At 67.4% G+C, this 16,799-nt stretch carries 14 protein-coding genes; 7 read left to right on the top strand and 7 right to left on the bottom strand.

All coding sequences use genetic code 11. From position 1 onward, the window contains the following. The first annotated feature begins 129 nt into the window (after positions 1–129). From GNX95_RS22530 to GNX95_RS22545, 4 genes are all read left to right on the top strand, one after another. On the top strand, positions 130–1,275 hold the full coding sequence (locus tag GNX95_RS22530; protein WP_163509370.1) for a CaiB/BaiF CoA transferase family protein: 1,146 nt from the start codon (positions 130–132) through the stop codon (positions 1,273–1,275). Then, on the top strand, positions 1,272–2,789 hold the full coding sequence (locus GNX95_RS22535) for an alpha-amylase family glycosyl hydrolase (protein ID WP_246281706.1): 1,518 nt from the start codon (positions 1,272–1,274) through the stop codon (positions 2,787–2,789). Before GNX95_RS22530 ends, GNX95_RS22535 begins: the two co-directional genes overlap by 4 nt. Positions 2,790–2,872: 83 nt before the next feature. Next, positions 2,873–3,658 carry a DeoR/GlpR family DNA-binding transcription regulator gene (locus GNX95_RS22540; protein WP_163509371.1) on the top strand — a complete coding sequence of 262 codons (786 nt, stop codon included), beginning with the start codon at positions 2,873–2,875 and terminating at the stop codon, positions 3,656–3,658. 126 nt (positions 3,659–3,784) lie between these two features. Next, a complete protein-coding gene (locus GNX95_RS22545; protein WP_246281707.1) occupies positions 3,785–6,874 on the top strand; it encodes a TIM-barrel domain-containing protein in 3,090 nt (1,029 codons plus the stop codon). A 41-nt stretch (positions 6,875–6,915) separates the two neighbouring features. On the opposite strand, the gene GNX95_RS22550 is transcribed toward GNX95_RS22545, so the two are convergent. From GNX95_RS22550 to GNX95_RS22580, 7 genes are all read right to left on the bottom strand, one after another. After that, positions 6,916–7,350 carry a carboxymuconolactone decarboxylase family protein gene (locus GNX95_RS22550; RefSeq protein ID WP_163509372.1) on the bottom strand — a complete coding sequence of 145 codons (435 nt, stop codon included), beginning with the start codon at positions 7,348–7,350 and terminating at the stop codon, positions 6,916–6,918. 22 nt (positions 7,351–7,372) lie between these two features. Beyond that, positions 7,373–9,751 (bottom strand): TPR repeat domain-containing protein, encoded by a 2,379-nt coding sequence (locus tag GNX95_RS22555; RefSeq protein ID WP_163509373.1) that lies wholly within the window; start codon positions 9,749–9,751, stop codon positions 7,373–7,375. A gap of 121 nt (positions 9,752–9,872) precedes the next feature. Continuing rightward, positions 9,873–10,436 carry an isopentenyl-diphosphate Delta-isomerase gene (gene idi / locus GNX95_RS22560; protein ID WP_163509374.1) on the bottom strand — a complete coding sequence of 188 codons (564 nt, stop codon included), beginning with the start codon at positions 10,434–10,436 and terminating at the stop codon, positions 9,873–9,875. A gap of 10 nt (positions 10,437–10,446) precedes the next feature. After that, positions 10,447–11,109, bottom strand: coding sequence for a DedA family protein (locus GNX95_RS22565; RefSeq protein ID WP_163509375.1), 663 nt, complete (start codon positions 11,107–11,109; stop codon positions 10,447–10,449). A gap of 14 nt (positions 11,110–11,123) precedes the next feature. Beyond that, on the bottom strand, positions 11,124–11,954 hold the full coding sequence (locus GNX95_RS22570; RefSeq protein WP_246281708.1) for an ABC transporter ATP-binding protein: 831 nt from the start codon (positions 11,952–11,954) through the stop codon (positions 11,124–11,126). After that, positions 11,951–12,997 (bottom strand): FecCD family ABC transporter permease, encoded by a 1,047-nt coding sequence (locus GNX95_RS22575; protein ID WP_163509377.1) that lies wholly within the window; start codon positions 12,995–12,997, stop codon positions 11,951–11,953. The genes GNX95_RS22570 and GNX95_RS22575 overlap by 4 nt, the downstream gene beginning before the upstream one ends. Beyond that, positions 12,994–14,061: a FecCD family ABC transporter permease gene (locus GNX95_RS22580; RefSeq protein ID WP_222853820.1), complete on the bottom strand. Its 1,068-nt coding sequence runs from the start codon at positions 14,059–14,061 to the stop codon at positions 12,994–12,996. The genes GNX95_RS22575 and GNX95_RS22580 overlap by 4 nt, the downstream gene beginning before the upstream one ends. Positions 14,062–14,216: 155 nt before the next feature. On the opposite strand from GNX95_RS22580, the gene GNX95_RS22585 reads away from it, so the two are divergent. From GNX95_RS22585 to GNX95_RS22595, 3 genes are all read left to right on the top strand, one after another. Continuing rightward, on the top strand, positions 14,217–14,957 hold the full coding sequence (locus GNX95_RS22585; protein ID WP_163509378.1) for a RibD family protein: 741 nt from the start codon (positions 14,217–14,219) through the stop codon (positions 14,955–14,957). 707 nt (positions 14,958–15,664) lie between these two features. Further along, positions 15,665–16,105 carry a cytidine/deoxycytidylate deaminase family protein gene (locus GNX95_RS22590; protein ID WP_222853821.1) on the top strand — a complete coding sequence of 147 codons (441 nt, stop codon included), beginning with the start codon at positions 15,665–15,667 and terminating at the stop codon, positions 16,103–16,105. Between the two features lie 370 nt (positions 16,106–16,475). Further along, positions 16,476–16,790: a hypothetical protein gene (locus tag GNX95_RS22595; protein ID WP_163509379.1), complete on the top strand. Its 315-nt coding sequence runs from the start codon at positions 16,476–16,478 to the stop codon at positions 16,788–16,790. The last annotated feature ends 9 nt before the right edge of the window (positions 16,791–16,799 follow it).

Below are 16,799 nucleotides of genomic sequence, written 5' to 3' on the forward strand. Positions count from 1 at the left end.
GCACCGCTAACCTGATTTGCGGAAGTCTTTCCCTACGAACCGGAAGATTTCGCGGTACGTGCGCGAGGAATGTCCGAATAGACCTTGTTGGTCGATCGGATCGCTGGTGATCGCTTAGGCTCGGCAGGGATGACGAAGACTGGCGCGTTGGCCGGGGTCGTGGTGGCCGACTTTTCCCGCATCCTGGCCGGTCCGCTGGCCGCCGCCGCGCTCGGCGACCTCGGCGCGACGGTCGTGAAGGTCGAGCGGCCGGAGTCCGGCGACGACACCCGGCAGTGGGGTCCGCCGTACGCGAGCGACGGCACCGCCACCTACTACCTGTCGGCCAACCGCAACAAGCGCAGCGTCACCCTCGACCTGGCCGATCCGGCCGGCCTGGCCAAGGCCGTACGGCTGGCGACCAGGGCGGACGTGCTGATCGAGAACTTCCGGCCCGGCGTGGCCGACCGCCTCGGCCTCGGCTACGAGCGGCTGCGGCAGGCCAATCCGCGGCTGGTGTACGCCTCGGTGACCGGTTTCGGCAGCCGCGGCGAAGGCGCCAGGCTCGGCGGATACGACTTCCTGGTGCAGGCGGTTGGCGGCCTGATGAGCATCACCGGCTGGCCGGACGGTGAGCCGACCAAGGTCGGTGTGGCCGTCGTCGACGTGCTCGCGAGCCTCAACCTGCAGGTCGGCATCCTGGCCGCGCTGCAGGCTCGCGAGCGAAGCGGCCGGGGCCAGCACGTCGAGGTCAGCCTGCTGAACGCCGTGTTGGCCGCGCTGGTCAACCAGGCCTCCGGCTATCTCAACGCCGGCAAGGTGCCGGGGCGGCTCGGCAACGAACATCCGAGCATCGTGCCTTACCAGACGTTGCGCGCGGCCGACCGCCCGCTGGCGGTCGCGGTCGGCAACGACGCGCAGTTTTCCAAGCTGTGCCACACGATCGGCGCGCCGGAGCTGGCACGCGATCCGCGGTACGCGGCGAATGCCAGCAGGGAAGCCAATCGCGCGGATCTCGTGGTGGCGCTGGAAAAAGCGCTCGCCGCGAAACCGGCCACTGAGTGGACAGCCGTCCTGCAGGCCGCCGGGCTGCCGGCCGGTGTTGTCAACGACCTCGCGGAAGCCTTCGCGTACGCGGAAAATCTCGGCTGCGAGCCGGTGGTCGAGCTGCCCCGCGGCGTACGCCAGCCGGCCAGTCCGATCCGGCTGTCGGCCTCGCCGGTCAGCTACGAGCTGCCGCCGCCGCGACTCGGCGAGCATTCCGACTGGTTCGACGCCTGGCTGGAGGAAAAGTGAGGCAGTGGTGGCGCGACGCGGTGATCTATCAGGTCTATCTGCGGTCTTTCGCCGACTCAACCGGTGACGGCATCGGCGATCTCGGTGGCCTGCGGCGAAAACTGCGGCACCTGGTCGACCTCGGCGTGGACGGCCTGTGGCTCAACCCGTGCTATCCGTCGCCGCAGCACGACCACGGCTATGACGTCGCCGACTACCGGGACATCGAGCCGGCGTACGGAAATCTCGACGAGCACGCGCGTCTGCTGGACGAGGCACACGACGCCGGCCTGCGCGTGCTCATGGACCTGGTGCCCAACCACTGCTCCACCGACCATCCGTGGTTTCAGGCCGCGCTCAAGGCGGCACCCGGATCGCCGGAGCGCGAGCGTTTCCTTTTCCGTGAGGGCAACGGCGACCTGCCTCCGAACAGCTGGAAGTCGTCGTTTGGCGGACCGGCGTGGACGCGCGTGCCGGACGGCCAGTGGTATCTGAACCTTTTCGACTCCTCGCAGGCCGACTTCAACTGGCGCAACCCGGAAGTCGCCGAGATGTTCGACGACGTCGTACGGTTTTGGTTCGACCGCGGCATCGACGGCTTCCGCATCGACGTGCCCGACTCGATGATCAAGCAGAAGGACTTCCGTGACCACGACGGAAGCCGCCGCGTCAATCCGTACACGCACGGCCAGCCGGAGCTGCACGACATCTATCGGCGGTGGCGGCGGATCGCCGAGTCGTACGACCAGACGCGCGAGCTGAGTTTCGTCGGGGAGATCTGGACCGGCGACATGGACCACCTGGCAGCGAGCCTCACCGACGACGAGCTGCACCAGGCCTTCTATTTCGATCTCCTGCTGCAGCCGTGGGACGCGACCGACGTTCGCAGATCGCTGGAAAACGCCAACGGCGTGCTGCGCGCCGGCCGCAGTTTGGCCTGGGTCCTCAACAATCACGACGTGTGGCGGACGCCGAGCCGCTATGGTGGCGGCGAGCTCGGGCTGCGACGCGCGCACGCGGCGGCGCTGTTGATGCTGGCTTTGCCCGGCACCGCGTACGTCTACCAAGGCGAAGAGCTCGGTCTGCCGGAGGTCGTCGACCTGCCGGACCAGGCACGGCAGGATCCGCGGTGGATCCGGTCCGGTGGCACCGATCTCGGCCGCGACGGCTGCCGCGTACCGTTGCCGTGGACGCCGGATCCACCGACTTTTGGCTTCTCCACGGCGAAATCCAGTTGGCTGCCGCAGCCGGACTGGTTCGGTGCGTACGCTGCCGCCGGCAATCCGACCCTGCGGATCTATCGGGCCGCGCTGGCCGCCAGGCGTACGGTTTTCCCCGCTGGCGGCGAGATCGCGTTTCTGGAGACCGGACGCGACGACGTGCTGGCGTTCAGGCGCGGCAATGCCGTCAGTGTCACGGTTTTCGGCGGCGACGCGTACGAGCTGCCGGCCGAGTGGGGATCGGTGGTGGCCGCTTCCGCCGAGGTGACCGGAGCCGTGCCGGCGGCGACAACCGTCTGGCTGAGTGCCGCGTGAAGCGCGCGCAACCGGAGTGCGTGATAATGCGTGGATCGAGGGGTGAGAACGCAGCGAGTTGCGCATAGAGCAGAGGAGTGCCGATGGCCCGGCATGAGCGGTTGAGTACGTTGTTGAGCCTGCTGGGTCAGCGGGAGACGCTGGACGTGGAGGAGGTCGCCGAGGAGCTGCGGGTCTCGCCGTCGACCATCCGGCGCGACCTCGACCACCTCGCCGAGCAGCAGCTGCTGACGCGTACGCGCGGCGGTGCGGTCGCCAACGATCTCGCGTACGACCTGCCGTTGCGTTACAAGACCGCGCGGCACGCGCCGGAGAAGCAGCGGATCAGCGCCGCGGCCGCCGCGCTCGCGCAGCCTGGCACGGTTGTCGGTCTCAACGGCGGCACGACGACAGCGAGCATCGCGCGCGCGATCGCGATGCGGCCGGATCTCGCCAACCGCGGCGAGGGGCCCGGCCTCACGGTGGTCACCAACGCGCTGAACATCGCCCACGAGCTGGCCGTACGGCCAAACATCAAGATCGTCGTGACCGGCGGCGTGGCGCGGCCGCAGTCCTTCGAGCTGAGCGGACCGCTGGCGACCTGGGTCCTCAACGAGCTGACCCTCGACCTGCTTTTCCTTGGCGTGGACGCGTTCGACGCCGATGCTGGCGCCTTCGCCCACCACGAAGGCGAGGCGAGCATCAACCGGCTGATGGTCGATCGCGCGGAGCGCGTGGTCGCCGCGGCCGACGGCTCCAAGCTCGGCCACCGCGCCTTCGCCCGGATCTGTCCGGCCGACCGCGTCCACACGCTGGTCACCGACACCGACGCCGATCCGGCGCAGATCCGCGCCTTTGAGGCGATCGGCGTGGAGGTCGCCGCCGTCTAGACAGGTCCGCATTGGCGGACTGCCTTTTCCGACATAACCGGCAAGCCGGATCGGCCTGGTGACATCCGCCAGGATCTGCGCTATACACAGTGCGCCATGCTTACGGATGCGCGAAAGGTGCTGTGAGTGAGCAGAGTTGCGCAATCGATGTTGCGTCTCGCCGCCGCGGTCGCACTGGGTCTGCCGGCACCGGCCTACGCCGATCCGGCGCCGCCCGGCCAGCTCGGTGAGCTGGCGAGCGTCGCCACCGACGGCCCGACGACCACGCTGACCTCGGGAAACGCGGCCGTACGGGTGAGCTTTCCGGTGGCCGGCGCGGTGCGGGTCTGGCTGGCGCCGGACGGTGCGTTCACCGATCCGGCCGGCAGCAGGATCGTGCTGCCGCGCGACGGCGCGCCGGTGACGCCGACGCGCGTCGACAAGGGGACTTATTGGGCCGTTTCCACGGCAAAGGCGACTCTGCGCGCGTACAAGCATCCGCTGACGTTCGCGCTCTACGACGGCGCTGACCGCCGGCGGATCTGGTCGGAGAGCGCGCCGATGTCATGGACCGCGACCACGACGACACAGACGCTGGCGCGCGGTGCCTCCGAGCAGTTTGTCGGCGGTGGCGAGCAAAACGGCCGGTCCAGCCATCGCGACCAGACGATCAGGATCTTCGCCGACGACAACTGGAACGACGGTGGTGCACCGAACTCGCAGCCGTTCTACGCGTCGACGGCCGGATACGGCGTGCTGCGCAACACTTTCGCGCCAGGCAGCTATTCCTTCGCCGATCCGGTGCGGACGACCCACGACGAGCGCCGCTTTGACGCCACGTACGTCGTCGGCGATCTGAAGGACACCATCTCCGGCTACACCGATCTGGTCGGAAAGCCATTCCTGCCACCGATCTACGGCCTGGAGACCGGAGATTCGGACTGTTACCTGCACAATGCCAACCGCGGCGAGCGGCACACGCTGGACGCGGTGAAGGTCGCCGAAGGTTACCCGGCCAACGGCATGCCAAACGGTTGGATGCTGGTCAACGACGGATACGGCTGTGGCTACGAAAATCTGCCGGAAGTCGGCGACGGCCTGCGCAAGAACAACATGCAGTTGGGGCTGTGGACCGAAAACGGCCTGCCCAACCAGGGCGCCGAGGTCAAGGCCGGTGTACGCGTGCGCAAGCTGGACGTGGCCTGGGTCGGCGACGGCTACCAGTTCGCACTGGATGCCTGTGACACCGCGAAAAGGGGAATCGAGGACAACAGCGACGCGCGCGGATTCGTGTGGCAGCCGGTGAGCTGGGCCGGCGCGCAGCGGTGTGCGGTGCTGTGGAGCGGCGACCAGTCCGGCTCGTACGACTACATCCGCTGGCAGATCCCCACCTACGCCGGCGCCACGATGTCCGGCATCGCCTACAACACCGGTGACATCGACGGCATTTTCGGTGGCAGCCCTCAGACGTACGTGCGCGACCTGCAGTGGAAGGCGTTCCTGCCGGCGGCGATGACCATGGACGGCTGGGCCGCCTCCGACAAGCAGCCGTGGCGCTACGGCGAGCCGTACACCTCGATCAACCGGAAATACCTGCTGCTCAAGGAAAGGCTGCTGCCTTACACGTACAGCTACGCGTATCAGGCGCATCAGACCGGTGTCGGCCAGGTGCGACCGCTCGCGCTGGAATATCCGAGCGATCCGAATGTGTGGACGGACAAGGCAAAGTACGAGTTCCTGTCCGGCACCGACTTCCTGGTGGCGCCGGTCTACCAGAAGGCGACCACGCGCGGGGGCATCTATCTGCCCAAAGGCACCTGGGTCGACTACTGGACGGGCCGCACGTACACCGGACCGACCACTGTGGACGGTTACGACGCGCCGCTGGACACGCTGCCGCTGTTCGTACGCGCCGGCGCGGTCGTGCCGATGTGGCCGGAAGGCACCAAGTCGTGGTCGACACGCGACAAAGGCGAGCTCGACCTGGACGTTTATCCGCGGGGACACGGCAGTTTCACACTGGCCGAGGACGACGGCATCACGCGGTCGCCGGCGCATGCCACGCAGACTTTCACCGTCGACGCACCGACATCCGGTCCCGGCACGGTGACCGTACGGATCGGCCAGAGCGCCGGCGCGTACGCGGGCAAACCGGTGACCCGGCGCTATCTGCTGACCGTCCACAGTGGATCCAAGCCGGCCGCGGTCCAGGCCGGTGGGTCGATTCTCCGGCAGTACGCGACGAAAGCCGCGCTGGACGCGGCGAACTCGGGCTGGTGGTATGACGACGGCGTCGTACGCGTCAAGACAGCGCCGACGGCCGGTCAGGACGTGCGACTCTTCGGCACCAGTGCGGTCGGCGGATATTTTCTCGCCGACAACGACGCGTTCGTCAAACTGACCGCGCCTTCGCTGGTGTCGCCAGGGAAGACCGCCGACGGCACGCTGAGTTTCACCAACAGCACGCCACTTCCGGTGCGAGACGTGACGTTTTCGGTCGATGGCCTGCATGCGGTGGTTGGCGGCGGCCTACGGTCGGTCAGTCCTGGCCAGACCGTCACCGTGCCGGTGAAGCTGACGCCTGACGCGACACTGAAACCGGAGGATTACAAGGTGACCGCCACTGCGACCTACCGTGCGCGGGTCGCCGATCACCGGGTCGTCGACTCAGCGACCGTGACCGTGCCGTACGCTTCTTTGGCGGCGGCGTACGGAAATGTCGGCGTGACGGACGCGGCACATGTGACTGCCGGCGACATCGACGGTGGCGGCAGCAGCTTCCGGGCAGAGGGACTGACCGATGCCGGCCTGCGCGCCGGCGCCACGTTCACCGCGAATGGCGCACGACTTACCTGGCCTGCGCAAGGAAACGGCAGCGTGGACAACGTCGTCGGCGGTGGCCAGACGATCGCCTTGTCAGGCAGCGGCTCGAAACTCGTACTGGCCGGCACCGGCACCGGCACGGCGAAAGGCTCCGTGACGGTCTGGTATGCCGACGGCTCGACCAGCCAGGCCGACACCGGATTTCCGAACTGGTGTTGCGCCGATCCGGCACAGTACGGCGCGGCGACCCTCGCCACGGTGATGGGGAAGAACACCCAGAGCGGACCGGCCTATCCGACCGTCGCGTATCGCGTCTTCTCCAACACGATTCCACTGACCGCGGGAAAACAGGTCGTCGCGATCACCCTGCCGGCCAACGCGGCACTGCACGTCTTCGCCGCCGGCATCGCGTGAAACCGCGGGGACTCCCTGCGCACGTAGGGAGTCCCCGCGGCCTACAGCATGCCGCGGCGAGCGAGGACATTACGCGTCTGTACGCCGTGGACGAAGTGGACGCCGGCGGCCAGTGCCGAGCTGGTGTGGATCACCTCATGGATCTGCTCGACGGTGATGTCCTTGTCCAGACACGTGTTCGTGAACGAGTCGATGCAGTAGGGACACCGGTGCGCATGCGCCAGCGCCAGGCCGATAAGTGCCTTCTCGCGCGCAGTCAGCGCGTGGTGCGGCAGGTCGGCCACCTCCGGCACCTTCACGTGGACGTGCACCGAGTCGGCGCGGGCCATGGCTCGCGCGTACGCGAAATCGGGCTCGAACATCGCGAGCACCTCGGCTGACTCGTCGGCGGTGACCAGGTCGAGCTCGGTGAAGAAGGCCAGTGTTGCCTGGAACGAGTCGCGGTCGAGCTTGCCGGTCTGCTGGGACAACGTCATCGCACAACCTCCGATAGACCGGCTACTTGTCGCCGCGAAGGATCGCCGCGCCGGAGGTGCCTTTGGCGCGCGTGTACGCGTCATACCACTCGGTGTCGTAGTGGTCGAGGTATGCCTGCGCGCGTTGGCCGCCGAGGTGGCGGACGAGTTGTTCGAGCCGAGCCTCGTCAGTGTGGTCGTTCAGCTGCGACAGGTTGATCAGGTGCGGTTTTCCGTGGTCATAACGGACGAAATCCTTGACGAGCTCCTTGACAGCCGGGTCGTGGCTGTCGTGCAACAGATTCTCGTGCGTGGCGACCCATGCCTCGGCGTAGTCGTGGGCGGCGCGTACGTCGCCGGAACCCTGGCCGTCCGGCGGCTGGAAGGACGCGGCCAGATCCGGATCCGGCGCGGCGATCTGGTTGTGCGTGAAAAGATCGACCAGCTGGCCCAAGGCAAAACTGGACACGCCTTTGTCGCCGACCAGGCCGAGGCCGAACTGAGCCGACGATCGGCCGAGGTTGAGGTAATACTGCGTGTCGCCGTACTTCTTCGCGTCGTGCTCGAATTTCAGCTCCTTGTCGATCAGCTCGACGTTCGCGGGAGTGGCGTCCAGTTCGCCGTTGAGGATGGAAACCGACCGCAGCGCGTCGGCCGAGTCGAGTTTGCCGTGTACGGTGTCCTGCAGCAGATGCGCCTCGTATTCGCCTGCTTTCAACGACAACGCGTTCAAGGCGTTGGGATCGGCGCCGATCAGAGCGAGGAAGTGTTGCCGGTCGACCGACCGGATCGTCAGCGTGCCGTCGTTCTCGATGCCGGTCCGCTCGTTGGCCAGCGCCTTCTCCGCGAAGTCGCCGATGTAGGTGTCGGCGATGTTGGCGAGGCTGCCGGAAAACGCGGGATTCTTGTGGAAGTCGGCGTAGAAGTTCTGGAACGGCGAGCTGCCGCCGTTCGCGGTGGTGTCGTCCAACGCGTGCAGCAGCACTTCCGCCGCCTGGGTCGCGTGCTTGTACGTATCGCTGCCGTGATCGGGATTTCGGCCGTCCTCGGCGATCCAGTTGACCAGTCCGGAGGCCGCGGCACCGCGGTCCGGCCAGTCGAAATGCGTGAGGTTTCCCAGGACGTACGCGCCGTCCGAGCCGGTCAGGACGGCGTAGTCGGCGTCGTGATTACGCGTGGAGACACCAATAAGTCCCTGCGCGATCGTCTTGATGTGGTCGTAGTCGTACAGGTCGGCGTTGGAGACGCCGATCGTCTTGCCGTTCTCGTGGACCGTCTGCGCGGTCGAGGCGATCTCCGATACGCGGAGGGTGAGATTTTCGGAGAACTGCGTGCCGCCGACGAGGCTGGGGTCGGCCTGGCTCAAGGCGGCGGCGAGGTTTCCGAAGGTCCGCAGCTCCGGTATGCCGAGGGTGGGGACCGGTGCCGTTCCTCCAGTCGAGTAGCCGTACTCGACGGCCGACTTGTCCAGGATGTCGCGGAGATACTGGGGCAGGTCACCGTAGGAGCCGCCGAGCTTTTCGCTGGACAGCGCGAGTAATCCACCGCCGAGTGCCTTCAGCTGTGCCTTGTTGCCGGCGCTCGCCTCGATCGCCCTGTTGAGGTCTTTCTTGTCGAGGTTTCCATAGAAAGCCTTCAGATAGGCCAGCTCGCCGGCGGTCAGCTTGTCGCCGTTTTTCTGTGCCTGCACCGAATACGCGGAGAGCAGGCCGAGCAGCGCCAGTGCCTTGCCATAGTCCGGATCGTCCGGACCGCGCCGGACAACGCCCGCGGCCCAGCTGCCGTCCGCAGCCGTGAGCGGCGGCGGCACCTTCGGATCGGCCTGCTTTCCCAGGCTGAGATAGGTCCCCCAGGAAAGGCCACCGGCTCTGGCCAACGCGAGCAGGTCGCTGTCGTCCGGCGTGTGCCGGATCCGGCCGGCCCAGTCGTTGGCCTGGTCGCGCAGCTGGTTGAGCAGCGCGTACGCGCGCAGGCTGAGGTCGTTGGCGGCGGTCTGCCGCGCGCTGTTGAGCTGGCTGTCGTATTTCTGGTTGGCGGCCGTGCGATCGGCGTCGCTGGCGTTGGCCGGGATCGTCGGCTGGTTGACGCCGAAGTTGACGCTGTTGTCGAACTGCCAGTTGGCGAGCAGCTTCTGCCGCTCGGTCTTGAACGTCCGCACGTCCTGCGACCAGCTGTGCGTGATGTCCGCGCCGTAGGCGACCGCGGCGAAGGCGGCCTGGAACGCGGCCAGGTTTTTCGTTGCCAGCGTACGGATCGGTCCGCTGACGACGTCGGAGAACTGCAGCGCCGCGGTGTTGACCGCCGCATTCACATCGTCGCCGTGGCCGGTGAGGACTGCCGCGACCTTGCGCAGATCGGTGGCGCTGGCCTCGATGGTGCCGGGGTCAGCCGGTGTGTCCGGAATATCTGGTTCGATCGCCATGTCCCCGTCTCCCTGCCGTCAGGTCAACTCTCGTGTACGCACCGTAGGCTCCGGTAGCGCCGGCGAGATCCCCGATTCGTGCCACCTTTGGCGCTTTTCGAGACAGGTAAAGGAAATATGGCTATCGGATGGCGGCCGGTGGGAGATCGGCGTACGAACCGGCCGGCCAGCTGCTCGGGTCGGGACCGAGCGCGGCCAGTTGCTCGGCGCACCACGGCGAGATCGGCTGCGCGCCGTCGGCAACCGCGGCGAGGAATCCGGTCCAGTCGACCCAGGCGTACGCCTCGACCTCGGTTGGGTCGGGCACCGGCTCGGTCGCCGTGACGGCACGAAAGACCGGGCACATCTCGTTCTCGGCGATGCCGTCCATCGTTGCCGTGTAACGGAAATCCGGCAGGATCAGGGTCAGCTCGGCGACCGTCAGGCCGAGCTCGGCGGCCAGCCTCCGGCGTACGGCGCCGGTCAGCGGCTCGGCCGGCAGCGGATGGCCACAGCAGGAATTCGTCCACACACCGGGAAAAGTCTTCTTCGTCGACGCTCGCCGCGTGAGCAGGAAGCGGCCGGCCGGATCGAAGACATAGCAGGAAAACGCAAGGTGCAGCGGCGTACGCGCGTTGTGCACACTCGCTTTGTCCGCGGTGCCGATAGCGTTGCCTGCCTCGTCAAGCAACACAACGCTCTCCATCAAGCCCTCCTCAATGAGAGGAAACGAGCTCCCGCGTCTCCTCCTCGGCCGGCTCGTCGGCGGTGGCCAGCAGCCGCCGGCGCGCCAGCAGACCGGCCAGCGCGGTGATGCCAAGGCCGAGCACCAGGCCGCCGACGAAAATCAACCACGAGTACTGATCGAACCAGATCCGGGCCGCCGAGCCCAGCGTGTACATCAGCGCGGTCATGCCGCCGGCCCACACGATGCCGCCGGCGACGTTGGCCGGCAGGAATCGCTTGTACGGCATGCCGAGCGTGCCGGCGATCGGCCCGGCCAGGATCCGCAGCACCACGATGAACCGGCCGAAGAACACGGCCCAGATGTCCGAGGTCGCGAACGCGCGTTCGGCCGTACGGATCTTCGCCGGGCCGAAATGCCGCGGAAAACGCCCGCCGAGCTTGTCCAGCAGCTTGCGGCCGCCGCGTTTGCCGATCAGGTAGCCGAGCGAGTCGCCGACCACCGCGCCGGTGATGCCGGCGGCGGCCACGCCGACCGGGTCGACCGTGCCGGTGGTGGCCAGCAGTGCGGCGCTGATCAGGGTCGCCTCGCCGGGCAGCGGGATCCCCATGCTCTCCAGGCCGATCAGCAGGCCGACCGTGACGTACACCAGCATTGCCGGCGCGTGGCTGAGCCACAGCTCGATGTCGTGCATAGCTCCTGACGTTTTCAGCCAGCCAGTGGATCGGCAACGGGGTTCCCCCTGACCTCATCCCTGATCTTGCGAGATCGAGCCGGAATGATGAGAGGCGTACCACTTTCGGGGTCATCGATGACCCGGCACGTCAACCCAAAGACGTCTTGAACCAGCTCGGCGGTCATGATCTCGCCCGGCTGGCCGGCCGCCACGATCCGGCCGGCGTCCATCACGATCAGGTGTGTCGCATAGCGGCAGGCGTGGTTCAGGTCGTGCAGGACGGCCACGAGCGTGTGGCCGTGATCCGAGTGTAGGTCAGCGCACAGGTCGAGCATCTCGATCTGGTGGCCGATGTCCAGGAACGTGGTCGGCTCGTCCAGCAGCAGGATCGAGGTCTCCTGGGCCAGGATCATCGCCAGCCAGACGCGCTGCCGTTGGCCGCCGGACAGCTCGTCCACATAGCGTGCGGCCAGGTCGGTCACGCCGGTCGCGGCCATCGCGCGCGCGACCGCCGACTCGTCGGCCGGCGACCACTGCTGCAGCAGCCGCTGGTGCGGATAGCGACCACGCGCGACCAGGTCGGCGACCGAGATGGCGTCCGGCGCGATCGAGCTCTGCGGCAGCAGGCCGAGCCGGCGCGCCACCTCCCTGGTCCGGTACGCGGAGATGACCGAGCCGTCCAGATACACCGCGCCGGCGCGCGGTTTGAGCATCCGCGACAGCGCGCGCAGCAGCGTCGACTTGCCGCAGGCGTTGGGACCGACGATCACCGTGAAGGAGCCGTCGGGGATGCCCACCGACAGGTCCTCGACGACGATCCGTGTGTCGTACGCGAGATGCAGGTCCTTTGCGTGGAGTCTCACGCCGTCGTCCTTTCGCGTCGCCACTGGAAAGCGAGCAATCCGATCAGGTAGAGGCCGCCGACCGCGCCGGTCATCACGCCGACCGGCAGTTGGACGCCAGGGATGAGCCGCTCCGCCGCCTGGTCGCTGACCAGCAACAACACGGCTCCCATCAGGCCGGCCGGGACGATGCCGGCACCGGCCGCTTTGGTGAGCCGGCGCGCCAGGTGTGGCGCGGCCAGCGCGACGAAGCCGATCGGTCCGGCGGCCGCCGTCGCCGCCGCGGTGAGGCCGACGCCGACGACGAGCAACCAGCCGCGCGTCGACTCCACGCGTACGCCCAACGCGCGCGCTGCATCGTCACCCATCTCGAGCGCGTCCAGACCGCGGCCCAGCGCCAGCGCTGCTGGCACGAGGAGCAGCAGGCCGATCGCCAGCGGCCACACCTGTGACCAGCTGCGCGCGTTGAGGCTGCCGATCAGCCAGACCGCGGCCTGCTGCGCGTCGTCGACGCGCGCGCGTGTCAGCAGATACGAGTTGACCGAGGTCAGCGCGGCGCCGATGGCGATGCCGACGAGGATGAGCCGATAGCCTTGCGCGCCGCGCTTGAACGCCAGCGCGTACACCAGCAACGCCGTCAACGCGCCGGAGCCGACCGCGCCGAGCGCGATGCCGGTCTGGTCGCTGCCGAAGATCAGGATCATTACCAGCGCGCCGGTCGCCGAGCCGTTGGTGAAGCCGACGATCTCCGGGCTGCCGAGCGGATTCTTCGACAGGCTCTGGAAGATCGCGCCGGCCATGCCAAGGGCGAGGCCGCACATGACCGCCACGATCACGCGCGGCAGCCGCAGGCCGAAGATGATGAAGTCGTTGACGCGGTCGCCGGCGCCGATGAGCGTACGGACGACGTCCAATGGCGCGATGGGGAAGTCGCCGGTGCCGGTTGCCACTACGACAAGCACGAGCGCGACGATGGCGAGCGCCACGCTGACGATGACCGTACGCGGATGGAAGCGCAGCGAGACGCGGCGCGCGCGGCCGCGTGGCAGCGAGAGCACGGTCATAGCTGCGGGATCCGGCGTCGGCGTACCAGCATGATGAACAACGGTGCTCCGATCAGCGGGGTGACGATGCCGACCTGTAGCTCGCCGGGACTGCCGAGCCAACGGCCGGCCACGTCGGCGGCGAGCAGCAGGGCCGGCGAGATGACCAGCGAGTACGGCAGGACCCAGCGCTGGTCAGGGCCGGTGATGGCGCGCGCGATGTGCGGCACCGTGAGGCCGACGAACGCGATCGGACCGACCGCCGCGGTCGCCGCGCCGCACATGAGCGTGATGGCGACCGTGCCGACGCCGCGCGTCAGCTCAACGCGGGCGCCGAGTGCACGAGAGGCATCTTCGCCGAGGGCGATCGCGTTGAGCGGGCGTACGAGCGCCAGCGCCAACAACACGCCGACCAGCAGAAACGGCGTGACCTGCGACAACGTGCCATAGCTGGCGGCGCCGAGCGAGCCGACCGCCCAGAACCGAAACTGGTCGAAGGTCGCGGTGTCCAGCAGAGCGACGCCGGAGACGTACGCGGTGAGGGCGAAGGTGACGGCTGTGCCAGCCAACGCCAGCCGCACCGGTGATGCGCCCCCGCCCCGGTTGGCCAGGGCGTACACGACGATCATCGCGACTGCCGCGCCAGCCAGCGCGAACCAGACGTAGCCGGCGAGCGAGCTGAGGCCGATGAACGCGATCGCCGTGACCACGGCGGCCGACGCGCCGGCGGTGACGCCGAGGATGCCCGGATCGGCCAACGGGTTGCGGGTGAGTGCCTGCATGAGCGCGCCGGCGACGCCGAGCGCGATGCCGACCTCGGCGCCGAGAAGCGTACGCGGGATGCGGAGCGTACGGATGATCTCGGCGTCGCGACCCCGCAGGCCGCCGAAGAGTGCGTCGAGGGTCGTACCAAGGGGGATCGCGCGTGCGCCGATCGCGATGCTGGCGATGAGGACGAGCGCGAGGACGGCGAGGCCGATGAGCAGACCGAGCAGCCGCCACTGTGCCTTGGTCGCCAGCCCTTGTCGCGTCTTCGTCTTTGGTCGCTTCGTCTTTGGTGGCTCAGCGACCGCGACGTTGCTCACAGGGCTCGGCCTCCAGATGGCGAAACAGGGCTTAGGTTAGGCTAACAAAGCTGTCCGGTAGGCCAGTGGTGATGTCAAATCTGTGATGAGCGGCATCCATTTGGCGGATGTTCAGCTGCGACCAATCGACTACGGTGCGTTAAGTGATAGCGATCATGGAAGCCGTCCGGCGAGGCGGCAGACGGCGGGTGAGGCCCGTGGCCGGTAGGACCGACCGGCCGTACGTGCTGTTGAGCTGCGCGATGTCCGTCGATGGCTTCATCGACGACGCGACTCCGGAGCGCCTGCTGTTGTCCAACGCCGCCGACTTCGACCGGGTCGACGGCGAACGCGCCGCCAGTGACGCCATCGTCGTCGGAGCCAACACGATCCGCCGCGAAAACCCCCGCCTGGCCGTACGCTCACCGGCCCGCCGCCAGGCACGCGTACGCTCCGGCCGGCCGGCGACCCCCGCCAAGGTGACCTTGACGGCGTCCGGAGACCTCGACCCCTCCGCCAACTTCTTCGCCGACGACACCCTGACGCTCGTCTATTGCCCCTCGTCCGCACGCGCCGACCTCGCCACCCGCCTGGGCGACCACGCCGAGGTCATCGGCGTCGGTGGTTCCCTGGATCTGTCTGCTGTACTGAAGGATCTCGGTGAGCGGGGGATTCAGCGACTGATGGTCGAAGGCGGATCCTCAGTCCTCACGTCGTTTTTGACCGCCGGCGTCGTCGACGAGCTCCACCTCGCCGTGGCGCCGTTTTTTGTCGGGGATGCCGAAGCGCCCCGCTTCGTTGGGGCGGGCCGGTATCGGTGGACGCCAACGGAAACGATGCGCCTGGTCGACACGACAGCCATCGGAGACGTGGCGTTGTTGCGGTATCGCCTGTCTGATCGCGAGGCGCCAGCCTGAGGCCGTGGCTGGTCGGGCTGCGGGTAGGTGGCTGGGCCGGAGGTAGTTGGGCCTGAGGTTGTTGGTTCTGTTGGGTGCCGCGGGTGCGGTTGTGTTTGTTGTGTGGACCAGGAGCGTGGCTGGGGCGCCAGAGGGTGCCGTGGCGTCTCAGCGGGTGGCGTGAGGGTCCAGTATGTGGGACGCGGACGGCGTGTGGAGCGCTAAATGTCCGACTTGTGAGGGTCGCGGATGGCATGAATGTCGAGTTACTTGCATTGGACGCAAGAAACAAGGCTTTCACACCGCCGCGATCACCGGAGGCTGTGACGGATGTGACTACTGAGGCTAGTAATGCTGTTGTGACTGCTGGGCTGCACCAAATGTCTATTTTGATGTCTTGTTAAACAAGTATTACGCAGCCGATCCGTCTCACCCGCATTGCCAGCCACAGTAGCCACATCAGCACCACCCCGGACGCTGTGATGGCGTCCATGTTGACGGGTTGCTTCCCACACGTGACCGAGCAAGCCCAGGAGACCCAGCCCCGCACGAAACCGCCGCCCCCACCCCCATGCACACCGATTGGCGGCCCAACCACCTCCCCAACGCAACAAACGTGAAGACGTCACCCACTCCCCACACGCAACGTTCGTCCCCGCCCGCCCTGCCCTCGCCCGCCCCCCCGACCACACCGCGTAACCACCACGCCGCGGCGCACAATAGGACTCGTGCCAACCGACCACGACTTCCTCGCCGCCGCCATCGACCTCTCCAAGCAATGTCCGCCCTCGCGCACCGCCTTCTCGGTCGGCGCGTACGTGGTGGACCGGGACGGCACGGTGCTGGCGACCGGATACTCCAGGGAAGGCGACCCTGTCGTCCATGCCGAAGAGTCAGCACTTGGCAAAGTTCGCGAAAAGGACCTCGCGAACGCGACTGTCTACAGTTCGTTGGAGCCGTGTTCGCGGCGTGCGTCGCGGCCGGTGACATGTGCGCGGCTCATTCTGGCGGCTGGCGTGCGGCGGGTGGTGTTCGCGTGGCGAGAGCCGGCGATCTTCACTGACTGTGATGGTGCGGAGATCCTCCGTGCCGGCGGGGTGGAGGTCGTCGAAATTCCTGAGCTGGCCGCCGGCGTACGTGCAATTAATCAGCATTTACTGCCTTCTTGAGCGATCAACAGGACGGGATAAACGCCACCAAAGCTCGCATTTTTCCGTGTTAACTACACAGAAAAGAATGAGACGTCGGTCTCCATCCGCCGGCCGATACGGCCGAATCCGGCAATGGGTTTCGCGGCAGCGGTTACTCTTAGGTGCCGCTTTCCACCCGGCGAGCGGTGATGGGATGCCTATCCGGCGCCATCGGGACTAGACTTTTCCCAGGTGGGGTGCGGTCCGCGATGGGGTCACCCGGTGTCGAGCGACATCGAGAGCCCTGGGAGGCTGTGAGACCAGTCACGGCCAATCGCACTCCAGGGGGTACGTAGACCCTTCTGGGGCAAGGAGAGGTCTACGTGACGAGAGGGACCGGGGGGAAGACATGAGCGTGGACACCGAGCAACGGGTGGTCCCCGGCGGCATGCGCCGCACGGCAGACGATCCGCCGCTGATCGCCGACCGCCTGCAGGAGGCCTACCGGCAGTGGTGGCGCAGCGTCACCCAGGTGCATGCGGTGCTGGAGAAGCTGGAGCCGTCGCCGGCCGAGGTGACCGAGCGGTTCGAGGCCGAGTACGCGGCGCGGCGTGAGTACGCGACGCAGCTGCGCGGCTCCGGTCGCGAGGTGCCGGACTACCTGGCCGCCGACCGGGCCTTCCCGCCGCTCTGGCCAGAGCCCGAGCCACCGTCGGCGCTGTAGCCGCAACAC

The sequence above is a fragment of the Fodinicola acaciae genome (assembly GCF_010993745.1).
Lineage (GTDB): Bacteria > Actinomycetota > Actinomycetes > Mycobacteriales > HKI-0501 > Fodinicola > Fodinicola acaciae.

Coding starts and splice junctions, on each gene's coding strand:
- GNX95_RS22530 (WP_163509370.1), top strand. CDS start 130: ATGACGAAGACTGGCGCGTTGGCCGGGGTCGTGGTGGCCGACTTTTCC.
- GNX95_RS22555 (WP_163509373.1), bottom strand. CDS start 9,751: ATGGCGATCGAACCAGATATTCCGGACACACCGGCTGACCCCGGCACC.
- GNX95_RS22585 (WP_163509378.1), top strand. CDS start 14,217: ATGGAAGCCGTCCGGCGAGGCGGCAGACGGCGGGTGAGGCCCGTGGCC.
- GNX95_RS22550 (WP_163509372.1), bottom strand. CDS start 7,350: ATGACGTTGTCCCAGCAGACCGGCAAGCTCGACCGCGACTCGTTCCAG.
- idi (WP_163509374.1), bottom strand. CDS start 10,436: ATGGAGAGCGTTGTGTTGCTTGACGAGGCAGGCAACGCTATCGGCACC.
- GNX95_RS22540 (WP_163509371.1), top strand. CDS start 2,873: ATGGCCCGGCATGAGCGGTTGAGTACGTTGTTGAGCCTGCTGGGTCAG.
- GNX95_RS22595 (WP_163509379.1), top strand. CDS start 16,476: ATGAGCGTGGACACCGAGCAACGGGTGGTCCCCGGCGGCATGCGCCGC.
- GNX95_RS22565 (WP_163509375.1), bottom strand. CDS start 11,109: ATGCACGACATCGAGCTGTGGCTCAGCCACGCGCCGGCAATGCTGGTG.
- GNX95_RS22575 (WP_163509377.1), bottom strand. CDS start 12,997: ATGACCGTGCTCTCGCTGCCACGCGGCCGCGCGCGCCGCGTCTCGCTG.